The 11,445-nt window shown below is 64.1% G+C and carries 8 protein-coding genes and 1 pseudogene; 7 read left to right on the forward strand and 2 right to left on the reverse strand.

What is annotated here, in order from left to right; all coding sequences use genetic code 11:
- Positions 1 to 151 precede the first annotated feature (151 nt).
- On the reverse strand, positions 152 to 1,366 hold the full coding sequence (gene kbl, locus ACVOLV_RS20985) for a glycine C-acetyltransferase (RefSeq protein WP_481556054.1): 1,215 nt from the start codon (positions 1,364 to 1,366) through the stop codon (positions 152 to 154).
- 161 nt (positions 1,367 to 1,527) lie between these two features.
- On the opposite strand from kbl, the gene ACVOLV_RS20990 reads away from it, so the two are divergent.
- From ACVOLV_RS20990 to ACVOLV_RS21015, 6 genes and pseudogenes are all read left to right on the forward strand, one after another.
- Positions 1,528 to 2,955, forward strand: coding sequence for an OprO/OprP family phosphate-selective porin (locus ACVOLV_RS20990; RefSeq protein ID WP_481556055.1), 1,428 nt, complete (start codon positions 1,528 to 1,530; stop codon positions 2,953 to 2,955).
- A gap of 12 nt (positions 2,956 to 2,967) precedes the next feature.
- Complete coding sequence (locus ACVOLV_RS20995) at positions 2,968 to 3,990, forward strand: sulfate ABC transporter substrate-binding protein (protein WP_481556056.1); 1,023 nt, start codon at positions 2,968 to 2,970, stop codon at positions 3,988 to 3,990.
- Between the two features lie 36 nt (positions 3,991 to 4,026).
- A complete protein-coding gene (gene cysT / locus ACVOLV_RS21000; protein WP_481556057.1) occupies positions 4,027 to 4,851 on the forward strand; it encodes a sulfate ABC transporter permease subunit CysT in 825 nt (274 codons plus the stop codon).
- Positions 4,852 to 4,919: 68 nt separating this feature from the next.
- Positions 4,920 to 5,789 (forward strand): annotated as a pseudogene (gene cysW, locus ACVOLV_RS21005) (sulfate ABC transporter permease subunit CysW); the annotation flags it as partial.
- Between the two features lie 7 nt (positions 5,790 to 5,796).
- Positions 5,797 to 6,840: a sulfate/molybdate ABC transporter ATP-binding protein gene (locus ACVOLV_RS21010; RefSeq protein ID WP_481556058.1), complete on the forward strand. Its 1,044-nt coding sequence runs from the start codon at positions 5,797 to 5,799 to the stop codon at positions 6,838 to 6,840.
- 121 nt (positions 6,841 to 6,961) lie between these two features.
- Complete coding sequence (locus ACVOLV_RS21015) at positions 6,962 to 7,711, forward strand: TorF family putative porin (RefSeq protein ID WP_481556059.1); 750 nt, start codon at positions 6,962 to 6,964, stop codon at positions 7,709 to 7,711.
- Positions 7,712 to 7,843: 132 nt separating this feature from the next.
- On the opposite strand, the gene tdh is transcribed toward ACVOLV_RS21015, so the two are convergent.
- Complete coding sequence (gene tdh / locus ACVOLV_RS21020) at positions 7,844 to 8,878, reverse strand: L-threonine 3-dehydrogenase (protein ID WP_303749069.1); 1,035 nt, start codon at positions 8,876 to 8,878, stop codon at positions 7,844 to 7,846.
- A gap of 135 nt (positions 8,879 to 9,013) precedes the next feature.
- Between tdh and ACVOLV_RS21025 the strand changes: the two genes are divergently transcribed.
- The gene (locus ACVOLV_RS21025; RefSeq protein ID WP_481556060.1) at positions 9,014 to 11,179 is read left to right on the forward strand and encodes a S46 family peptidase; all 2,166 of its coding nucleotides are present in this window, start codon (positions 9,014 to 9,016) and stop codon (positions 11,177 to 11,179) included.
- Positions 11,180 to 11,445: the final 266 nt, after the last annotated feature.

The following is an 11,445-nucleotide window of genomic DNA, read 5'->3' on the forward strand; positions in this document are numbered from 1 at the left end:
CGCGCTGCTCCTTGCGGCCGGCCCCGCGGGGCGGGTGGGGCGGGCGCTCGCGCGGCGGCCCCTTCCCGGCCCCCCCCCACTACAAGACAACACAAATCAAAACAGGCGCCTTTCGGCGCCTGTTTTGATTTCAAACCAAGGGCGGTAAACCTCAGCCCTTGATCACGCCCAGCTCAAGACCAATCCGGGTGAAGGCATCGATCGCGCTGTCCAGGTGCGCGCGGCTGTGCGCGGCGCTGATCTGGGTGCGGATGCGGGCCTGCCCCTTCGGCACCACCGGGAAGAAGAAACCGATCGCATAGATGCCTTCTTCCAACAGACGCTGAGCGAACTTCTGCGCCAGCGGTGCGTCGTACAGCATCACCGGGCTGATCGGATGCACGCCCGGCTTCACGTCGAAACCGGCGGCGGTCATCTTCTCGCGGAAGTAAGCGGTGTTCTCGCGCAGCGTTTCACGCAGGTCATCGGCGGCGGCAAGCATCTCGAACGCCTTGATGCCGGCGGCAACCACATGCGGCGGCAACGAGTTGGAGAACAGATAGGGACGCGAGCGCTGACGCAGCAGTTCGACGACCTCGGCGCTGGCGCAGGTGAAGCCGCCCAGTGCGCCGCCCATGGCCTTGCCCAGGGTGCCGGTGATGATGTCGATCTTGTCGAGCGCGCCCTTCACTTCGGCCGAACCGCGGCCGGTGGCACCGAGGAAGCCGGTGGCATGGCATTCGTCGATATGCACCAGCGCGCCGTACTTCTTCGCCAGCGCGGTGATTTCATCGAGTGGGGCGATGAAGCCGTCCATCGAGAATACGCCGTCGGTGGTGATCAGCTTGGTCTTGCAGCCAGCTGCATCAGCGGCCTGCAGCTGCGCTTCCAGGTCGGCCATGTCGCAGTTGGCGTAGCGGAAACGCTTGGCCTTGCACAGGCGCACGCCATCGATGATGGAGGCGTGGTTCAGTGCATCGGAGATGATCGCGTCGTTTTCGCCCAGCAGCGGCTCGAACAGGCCGCCGTTGGCATCGAAGCAGGCCGCGTAAAGGATGGTGTCGTCCTTGCCGAAGAACCCGGCAATCTGCTTTTCCAGCTGCTTGTGCAGGTCCTGGGTGCCGCAGATGAAGCGCACCGAGGCCATGCCGAAGCCGTGGCTGTCCAGGGCGTCTTTGGCCGCCTGGATCAGGTCCGGGTGATCGGCCAGGCCCAGGTAGTTGTTGGCACAGAAATTCAGCACCGTGCGGCCGTCGTCGAGGGTGATCTCGGCCGACTGCGGGCTGGTGATGATGCGTTCGGACTTGAACAGCCCCTGCGCGCGGATGGCGTCCAGTTCCTCGGCGTAGTGCCGGGTCAGCGGGGAGATGTTCGCGGTTTCGGTCATGGCAGGGTCTTGCGGTCAAGTGGAACGCCAATTTTAGCCTTCCCCGTGTCCCGGCGCTGTCGTCATGCGCAAAGGCTATAAGCGGCGCGGCCTAAGTCATTTCTCGCTGGCCGGTGTGCGCCCGCAGCATCGTCATCACACCCACCCAACAGGAGACGCCGATGACCGCCATACGCCCCCCATTCACCCTGCCAACCAGGAAGCTGTTGTCTCTAAGCCTGGCCCTGGCGGCGTGTGGGGCGGGGTCATCGGTGCAGGCGCAGCAACTCACCGTCGAGCAGTTGCAGGAGCGCCTGCAGCGATTGGAGCGTTTGGCCGGCGTCAGTGATGGTGCGACCGAAGGCGTAGGACTGGCCGATCTGGACCAGCGCCTGCGCATCCTCGAGCGACGCCTTGAGCTCGGGGAAGAAGAGCGCGTTGCCGCTGCCAAGGCTGCGCCGAAGATAACCGTCGACCAGAAGGGCGCTTCGTTCAAATCTGGCGACGGCAACTATGAGCTGAAGCTGCGCGGTCTGCTGCAGGGCGATGCCCGCGTGTTCCTCGGCGGCGATGCCAACCAGAACGACACCTTCCTGCTGCGTACCGCACGGCCGACCCTGGAAGGCTCGCTGGGCAAGCTGGTCGCCTATCGCTTCACCCCGGAGTTTGCAGGTGACAGCGCGAGCATCGTCGATGCCTATGCCGATCTGCGTTTCGATCCTGCTTACACGGTACGCGTCGGCAAGTTCACCTCGCCGGTTGGTCTGGAACGGCTGCAGTCGTCGTCTGCACTGGTTGATGTCGAGCGCGCGCTGGCCAGCGAGTTGGCACCGAATCGCGATCTCGGCGTGCAGCTGCAAGGCGAAGTGGCCAAGGGCAAGTTCAGCTATGCGCTGGGCGTGTTCAACGGCACCGTCGATGGCCGCGATGCGGTCACCAGCAATCCGGATGACGACTTCGAATATGCCGGCCGCGTGTTCTTCGAACCGCTCAAGGGCAGTGACAGTGCATGGGCCGGATTAGGCTTTGGCCTGGGTGCGAGCACCGGTGAAAAGCATGGCAGCGGCAACAACTACCTGCCGCGTTACCGCACCCCGGGCCAGGCCACGTTCTTCGCCTACCGCAGTGCGGTGATTGCCGATGGCGAGCACCGCCGTTGGTCGCCGCAGGGCTGGTTCTACCGCAATGGACTGGGCCTGCAGGCCGAGTACATCGCTTCGGAACAGGAAGTCGCGCGCAATGGCATCCGCAAGCGCCTGGACAACCGCGCCTGGCAGGCCACCGCCAGTTATGTGCTGACCGGTGAGGATGCGAGCTATCGCGGCGTCACCCCTTCGCGCCCGTTTGGCGCCAACGGTGGGCACGGCGCGGTGGAGCTGACCGCGCGCTACGGCGAACTGCAGATCGATGACGCAGCATTCCCGTTCTATGCCGATCCAACGGTCTCCGCCTCACAGGTCCGCTCCTGGACGGTGGGTGCCAACTGGTACCTGACCGCCAACCTCAAGTTGGCCACCAACTATCTGCACAGCAGTTTTGATGCGGCTTCCGCTGGCGCGAAGTTGCCTGATGAAAAAGCTGTTTTCTCGCGCCTGCAAGTTTCCTTCTGACGGAGAGCCCTGATGACGCATTCGTATGTTTCACGCCTTGCTACCGCAGCACTGGCGTTCGCCCTGACCTTGAGTGCAGGCACCGCGTTTGCGCGTGATGTGCAACTGCTCAATGTTTCCTATGACCCGACCCGCGAGCTGTACCGCGATTTCAACGCCGCCTTCGCCAAGCACTGGAAGGAAACCAAGGGCGACAACGTCACCATCGAGACCTCGCACGGCGGCTCCGGCAAGCAGGCGCGTACGGTGATCGATGGCATCGAAGCCGACGTGGTCACCCTGGCCCTGGCCTATGACGTGGATGCGATCGCCGACAAGGCCAAGCTGCTGCCGGCCAACTGGGAAACCCGTCTGCCGGAAAACAGCGCGCCGTATACCTCGACGATTGTCTTCCTGGTGCGCAAGGGCAACCCCAAGGGCATCCGCGATTGGCCCGACCTGCTGCGCAGTGGCGTATCGGTGGTGACGCCAAACCCGAAGACCTCCGGTGGCGCACGCTGGAACTATCTCGCAGCCTGGGCGTATGCCGACCATATCTTCAAGGGTGACCGCGACAAGATCCTGAACTACATGCGCGCGCTGTTCCGCAATGTGCCGGTGCTCGATACCGGTGCGCGCGGCGCCACCACCACCTTCGTCCAGCGCGGCATCGGCGATGTGTTGCTGGCCTGGGAGAACGAAGCCTTCCTCGCCCAGGAAGAGCTGGGCCCTGACAAGTTCGAGATCGTGGTGCCGAAGCTGTCGATCCTGGCCGAACCGTCGGTAGCGCTGCTGGACCGCAACGTCGACCGCCACGGCACCCGCGATGTCGCCCAGGCCTATCTGCAATACCTGTACTCGCCGGAAGGCCAGCGCATTGCCGCGCGCCATTACTACCGCCCGCGCTCGCCGCAGTACGCGGCACCGGCTGATGTTGCCCGCTTCCCGCAGGTGCAGCTGGTCACCATCCGCAGCGCCTTCGGTTCGTGGGGCAGGGCGCAGGCCGAGCACTTCGCCGATGGCGGTGTCTTCGATCAGATCCAGGCGAGCAAGTAGACCGTGTCAGCAACAGCGCAAACACTGCAGCCGCGTGTGCGGGGCCAACGCCGGGTACTCCCCGGCTTTGGTCTTGGTATGGGCATCACCTTGTTCTGGCTGGGGCTGATCGTCCTGATCCCGCTGCTGGGCGTGTTCCTGAAAGCAGCGGGGCTGGGGCTGGGCGGCATCTGGCAGATATGGACCGAACCGCGTGTGCTGGCCGCACTGCGCTTGAGCTTCGGCACCGCGTTTGCGGCGGCTGCGTTCAATACCGTGATGGGAACCTGGGTGGCGTGGGTGTTCGTGCGCTACAACTTCCCCGGCCGGCGTCTGTTTGACGCGATGATCGATCTGCCATTTGCACTGCCGACCGCTGTGGCTGGCATCGCCTTGACCGCCTTGTATGGCGGCCAGGGCTGGATAGGGCAGTGGCTGGAGCCGTTGGGCATCAAGGTCGCCTACACGCCGCTGGGCATCGTGGTGGCGCTGGTGTTTGTTGGCCTGCCGTTCGTGGTGCGCATCGTGCAGCCGGTATTGGCTGAGGCCGAGCGTGAGTTCGAGGAGGCCTCGGCCACGCTCGGTGCCACGCGTCTGCAGACCATTGTGCGGGTGGTATTGCCAAGCCTGTGGCCGGCGATGCTGACCGGTTTTGCGCTGGCCTTCGCGCGTGGCGTGGGTGAGTACGGCTCGGTGATCTTCATTGCCGGCAACATGCCCAGCGTCACCGAGATCGCGCCGCTGCTGATCACCATTCGTCTGGAGGAATTTGATTACGCCGGTGCCACCGCGATTGCCGGTGCGATGTTGCTGCTGTCGTTCGTGCTGCTGCTGTTGGTCAATACCTTGCAGGCGCGCCTGCAACGCAGGGGCGCGCGATGAACGAGTTGTTGTCGGAGTTGTCGGTGAGCCTGGACCGTAGTGAACGTGTTGCCAAGCCGCAGCAGGTAACCAGCGAGCCGCGCTGGGTTCAGATACTGCTGATCCTTGGAGCGCTGGGTTTTCTGCTGTCGTTCCTGTTGCTGCCGCTGGTGCTGGTGTTCGTCGAAGCACTGCGTGGGGGTGTGCTGGCGTTCTGGAGCGCGATCAGTGATCCGGATGCCTTGTCGGCGATACGCCTGACGCTCTTGGTAACGGCAATAGTCGTGCCCTTGAACCTGGTCTTCGGCGTTGCTGCAGCCTGGGTGGTGAGCAAGCACAGCTTCCCAGGCAAGCGCTGGCTGGTGACCCTGATCGACCTGCCGTTCTCGGTATCGCCGGTGGTGGCGGGCCTGGTCTTCATCCTGCTGTTCGGCCGCGATGGTTGGTTCTGGCCGATGATCGAGGATGGCTTGCGCCTGCACCTGCCGGTGCTGGGCGAAACCCTGTTGCAGCTGCCGCGCATCGTGTTTGCGATACCCGGCATCGTGCTGGCGACCGTGTTCGTCACCTTTCCTTTCATCGCCCGTGAGCTGATGCCATTGATGGAGCAGCAGGGCAGTGATGAAGAACTCGCAGCGCTGACCCTGGGCGCCAATGCCTGGCAGATGTTCTGGAAGGTGACCTTGCCGAATATCCGTTGGGGCCTGCTGTACGGCGTGCTGTTGTGCAGCGCGCGGGCGATGGGCGAGTTCGGCGCGGTGTCGGTGGTGTCCGGGCATATCCGTGGCCGCACCAATACGCTGCCGCTGCACGTTGAGATTCTCTACAACGAATACGCCTACAGCGCCGCCTTTGCCTGCGCCTCGCTGCTGGCCGCCACCGCCTTGCTGACGCTGGTGGTGAAATCTTTCCTGGAGTGGTGCCACGGTCAATCGCTGGCCGCCGCCCATCGTCATTGAGGTTGCAATGAACATCCGCATACACAACCTGGGCAAGCAGTACGGCACGTTTCCGGCGTTGGACGGGGTGAGCCTGGATATCCGCAGTGGTGAGCTGCTGGCCTTGCTGGGCCCATCCGGTTCGGGCAAGACCACTTTGCTGCGCGCGCTGGCCGGACTGGAACATCCCGAGCGGGGCGAGATCCTGTTCGATGATGAGGACGCCACCGGTCTGAGCGTGCAGGCACGCCGCGCCGGCTTCGTATTCCAGCACTACGCCTTGTTCAAGCATCTGGACGTGCGCCGCAATATCGCCTTCGGGCTGGAAGTGCGGCGCGGTGCCGAGCGCTGGCCTAAGGCGCGCATTGACGCCAAGGTCGATGAGTTGCTGGCGCTGGTGCAACTCGATGGACTGGGCGGGCGCTATCCGGCGCAACTGTCCGGCGGGCAACGGCAGCGCGTGGCGCTGGCCCGTGCGCTGGCGATAGAGCCGCGCGTGCTGCTGCTGGACGAACCGTTTGGTGCGCTGGATGCACAGGTGCGCCGCGATCTGCGCCGTTGGCTGCGCGAACTGCACGACCGCACCGGGCTGACCACGGTGTTCGTCACCCACGATCAGGAAGAGGCGCTGGAGCTGGCCGATCGTGTCGCCATCCTCAACCGTGGCCGCATCGAACAGGTGGGTACGCCGGGTGAGGTTTATGACCAGCCGGCATCGCCGTTCGTCTATGGCTTCGTCGGTGAGGCCAATCGACTGCCGGCGCGCGCGCAGGGGCAGACGCTGGAAGTGGTCGGGGCACAGTGGCCGCGCGCGGCCTCGGTGCCGGAAGGCGAGGCCTTGGAGGTATTCGTCAGGCCTGAAGACCTGGTTGTCGAAGCCGATGGCCACTGGCAGGCCACGGTTGGGCTGGTGCAGCGCAGTGGCCCGCGCCAGCGTCTGCGCGCGCGCCTGGCCGGCGCAACTACCGAGTTGGAGGTGGAACTGCCAGCCGATGCACCAGCTTATGCGGCGGGCCAGTCAATCCGGCTCGGGGCCCGTCGTTACGGGGTCTTTCCGGCTGCCGCAGGCTGAATAGGGCAGGGCGGGACGGTTGGGGTGAAATAGATGTTGCATCGCAATATAATTGCGGTTAAATATTTGTGAATCGGGATTTGTCCTACTCCCGATACCCCCACTTCCTGGAGAGATCTGCATGATGCACAACAAGCGTCTTGTCGCCGTGGCCTGCGCCGCCCTGTTGTCCGTTCCGTTTGCCGTCAGTGCCCAGGAGAGTGAGGAGTCCAGCTCTCCGTTCAGCGCCAGCTTCGGCGTGACCACCGATTACGTGTTCCGTGGCGTGTCGCAGACCGACAACGAGCCGGCTTTCCAGGCAGGCGCCACCTACACCGCACCGTTCGGCCTGTATGCCACCGTGTGGGGTTCGAATGTTGATTTCGGCGAAGGCGGCCCGAACTTCGAGGTCGATTACAACATCGGCTGGAGCAAGGACCTGTCCGACAGCTGGAACCTGGACCTGGGCGTCAACCGCTATACCTACACCAGCGCTTCCAGCGGCTACGGCGACATCGATTACAACGAATACTTGGCCAAGGTGACCTGGACCGGCCCGGTGGTCGTCAGCGGCCTGCTGGGCTACGCCGACGATTACAGCAACAGCGGCGCCGAGCAGATCTACGCCGGCTTGGATGCGAGCTACGAGATTGGCAACGGTTTCTCGGTCGGCGCATCGGCCGGTTACACCACGATCAAGGCCGATAGCAATGAATGGCCGCGTCGTTCGGATTACTTCGATGGCTCGGTGTCGGTGTCCAAGGGTTTCGGCCCGGCAACCGCAACCCTGGGTTACTACGACACCTTCGGTTCGGATGCTGCCGACCTGCGCCGCGGTTCGGATACCTACAAGCCGGGCGTGGTGTTCAGCGTGTCGGTCGACGTGCCCTGATCCAGATGTGATGCAAAAAGAAAAAGGCGCCTAGATGCGCCTTTTTCTGTAGTGCCGACCCATGGTCGGCAACGGGCATTACCGGTGACGTCAATGCCGACCATGGGTCGGCACTACCGATTCCGCCTGAGCTCAATTCCAGCTCAGCACGACCTTGCCGGCCTTGCCCTGTTCCATCAGGTCGAAACCTTCCTGGAAACGGTCCACCGGCAATTGGTGGGTCATCACCTTGCCCAGCGGGAAACCGCCCAGCACCAGCTGGGTCATCTTGTACCAGGTCTCGTACATCTTGCGGCCGTAGATGCCCTGCACGGTCAGGCCCTTGAAGATGATCTTGTCCCAGTCGCAGCCGGCGCCCTTGGGCATGATGCCGAGCATGGCGATCTTGCCGCCGTGGTACATGCAATCGAGCATGTCGTTGAAGGCGCGCGGGTTGCCGCTCATTTCCAGGCCCACGTCGAAGCCCTCCATGTGCAGCTCGGCCATCACGTCCTTCAGCGACTGGTTGGCGACGTTGACCACGCGGGTGGCGCCCATGTCGGCGGCCAGCTTCAGGCGGAAGTCGTTGACGTCGGTGACCACCACGTTGCGTGCACCGATGTGCTTGCAGATACCGGCGGCAATGATGCCGATCGGACCGGCGCCGGTGATCAGCACGTCTTCGCCGATCACGTCGAACTCCAGCGCGCAATGCGCGGCGTTGCCGTAGGGATCGAAGAACGCAGCCAGCTCGGACGGGATCTGGTCGGGGATCGGCCACAGGTTGGTGGCCGGCATCACCATGTATTCGGCGAAGGCGCCGTTGACGTTGACGCCGATGCCGACGGTGTTCGGGCACAGGTGCTGGCGGCCGCCACGGCAATTGCGGCAGTGGCCGCAGACGATGTGGCCTTCGGCCGAGACGCGCTGGCCGATTTCATAACCGGTCACGCCCGGGCCGATTTCGGCGATGCGGCCGACAAACTCATGGCCGATGGTCAGGCCCGGCTTGATGGTGCGCTGGCTCCACTCGTCCCACAGGTAGATGTGCAGGTCGGTGCCACAGATGGCGGTCTTTTCCAGCTTGATCAGCACCTGGTTCGGGCCCGGCGTAGGCACCGGCACCTCTTCCATCCAGATGCCCTTGGTCGCTTCGCGCTTTACCAGCGCCTTCATCGTCTGTGCCATTGCAGGGGACCGCAGTGTGAGGAAAGGACGCGATTATAAGCTTTCAGCCGTAACCGCCCGGTACTGACCGATGACAGGGGCGGTGGACAGTTGCAGCCGCTACAATCGGCCGTTCCAAACTTTCGGTATTGCCATATGCGCCTGAATTTTCTTGCGTTTTCCATCATTGCGGGCCTGGGCCTGGCCCAAACCGCGCAGGCTGCCGAAGGCATGTGGGTGCCGCAGCAGCTGCCTGAAATTGCCGGCCCGCTGAAGCAGGCTGGTCTGAAGCTGGACCCGCAGCAGCTGGCCAACCTCACCGGCGACCCGATGGGCGCGGTGGTTGCGCTGGGCGGCTGCACCGCCAGCTTCGTTTCGCCGCAGGGCCTGGTGGTGACCAATCACCATTGCGCCTACGGCTCGATCCAGCTCAACTCCACCGCCGAGAAGAACCTGATCAAGGACGGCTTCAACGCGCCAACCCTGAAGGACGAACTGAGCGCCGGCCCGAACGCGCGCATCTACGTGCTGGATGACATCACCGATGTCACCGCGCAGGCCAAGGCTGCCATCGCTGGCGCCGGCAATGATCCGCTCAAGCGCACCCAGGCGCTGGAAGCCTTCGAGAAGCAGGCCATCGCCGCCTGCGAAACCGATGACGCCTACAGCTGCACCCTGTACAGCTTCTCCGGCGGCAACACCTACCGCCTGTTCAAGAACATGGAAATCAAGGACGTGCGTCTAGCCTATGCGCCCCCGGGCAGCGTCGGCAAGTTCGGCGGTGACGTCGACAACTGGATGTGGCCGCGCCACACCGGCGATTTCTCGTTCTACCGCGCCTATGTCGGCAAGGACGGCAAGCCGGCTGCGTTCGCCGCCGACAACGTGCCGTACCAGCCCAAGCATTGGCTGAAGCTGGCCAACCAGCCGCTGGGCGAGGGTGATTTCGTGATGGTTGCCGGTTATCCGGGCCGCACCGACCGCTATGCGCTGGTCAGTGAGTTCGAGAACACCGCTACCTGGACCTACCCGTCGATCGCCAAGGCCTACAAGGACCAGATCGCGATGGTCGAAGCGGCCAGCAAGGACAACCCCGACATCGCGGTGAAGTACGCGTCCAACATGGCTAGCTGGAACAACACCAGCAAGAACTACGACGGTCAGCTGGACGGCTTCAAGCGCAACAACGTGCTCGGCCAGAAGCAGGCCGCGGAAACCGCAGTGCTGGAATGGCTGCGCGGCCAGGGCGCTGCCGGCAAGCCGGCGCTGGATGCATTCGCACAGCTGCAGACGCTGGGTCAGCAGTCGCGCATGAACCAGGCGCGTGATCTGAATCTGGCGATGCTCAACCGCACCGGCACCCTGGGCACCGCCGTGCGCCTGTACCGCCTGGCGATTGAGAAGGCCAAGCCGGACGCACAGCGCGAAGAGGGTTACCAGGAACGCGATCTGCCGACCATCGAAGGCGGCCTGAAGCAGATGGACCGCCGCTACGTGCCGGCCATGGACCGGCAGTTCCAGCAGTACTGGCTGCAGCAGTATGTGCAGCTGCCGGCCGGCCAGCACCTGTCGGCCTTCGACAAGTGGATCGGCGGCGTGGATGCCAAGGCGGTTGATGCAACCGTCGCGCGTCTGGACGGCTCCAAGCTGGGCAGCCTGGACGAGCGCCTGAAGTGGTTCGGTGCAGACAAGGCCGCGTTCGAGGCCAGCAACGACCCGGCCATCCAGTACGCCGTGGCAGTGATGCCGGCACTGCTGGAGCTGGAACACCAGCGCAAGCTGCGCATGGGCGAGGAACTGGTGGCACGTCCGCTGTTCCTGCAGGCCATTGCCGACTACAAGAAGACCAAGGGCGAGTTCGTCTACCCGGATGCCAACCTGTCGCTGCGCATCACCTTCGGTAACGTGAAGGGTTACACCGGCCTGGATGGCAAGGTGCAGGAAGCCTTCACCGACCTGGAAGGCATCGTCGCCAAGGAAACCGGCAAGGACCCGTTCGATTCACCGCAGGCGCTGATCGATGCGGTCAAGGCCAAGCGTTACGGCGGCTTCGAGGACAAGCGTATCGGCAGCGTGCCGGTGAACTTCCTGTCGGATCTGGATATCACCGGCGGCAACTCCGGTTCGCCGGTGCTGGATGCACACGGCCGCCTGGTCGGCCTGGCCTTTGACGGCATCTGGGAGTCGGTCGCCAGCAACTGGGTGTTCGACCCGGTGATGACCCGCATGATCTCGGTGGATGAGCGTTACATGCGCTGGATCATGCAGGAAGTGGCGCCGGCGCCGCAGCTGCTGAAGGAAATGGACGCCGCCTCGAAGTAAGTTTGGTTTGCGTGGTTCAAATAGAAGCCCGGACGGGAAACCGTCCGGGCTTTTGTTTTGCCCCCTCGCTTTCGCGTAGCGAAGGGGAGGGCTGGGGAGGGGTAAGCTTTTGACTGGCTGATGGAGCCAAGGCCTGGCGACTGTAGTGGGGGGGGGGGGGGGGGGGGCGGGGGGGGGGGGGGGGCGGCGGCGCGCCGCGGGGGGGGCCGCCCGGCGCCGGGGGGGGCGCCCCCCGCCCCCCCCCCCCGCCCCGCGCGGGGGGGGGG

The sequence above is a fragment of the Stenotrophomonas sp. STEN023 genome (genome assembly GCF_056760135.1).

Coding starts and splice junctions, on each gene's coding strand:
- ACVOLV_RS20990 (WP_481556055.1), top strand. CDS start 1,528: ATGACCGCCATACGCCCCCCATTCACCCTGCCAACCAGGAAGCTGTTG.
- ACVOLV_RS21025 (WP_481556060.1), top strand. CDS start 9,014: ATGCGCCTGAATTTTCTTGCGTTTTCCATCATTGCGGGCCTGGGCCTG.
- kbl (WP_481556054.1), bottom strand. CDS start 1,366: ATGACCGAAACCGCGAACATCTCCCCGCTGACCCGGCACTACGCCGAG.
- ACVOLV_RS21010 (WP_481556058.1), top strand. CDS start 5,797: ATGAACATCCGCATACACAACCTGGGCAAGCAGTACGGCACGTTTCCG.
- ACVOLV_RS21015 (WP_481556059.1), top strand. CDS start 6,962: ATGATGCACAACAAGCGTCTTGTCGCCGTGGCCTGCGCCGCCCTGTTG.
- tdh (WP_303749069.1), bottom strand. CDS start 8,878: ATGGCACAGACGATGAAGGCGCTGGTAAAGCGCGAAGCGACCAAGGGC.
- ACVOLV_RS20995 (WP_481556056.1), top strand. CDS start 2,968: ATGACGCATTCGTATGTTTCACGCCTTGCTACCGCAGCACTGGCGTTC.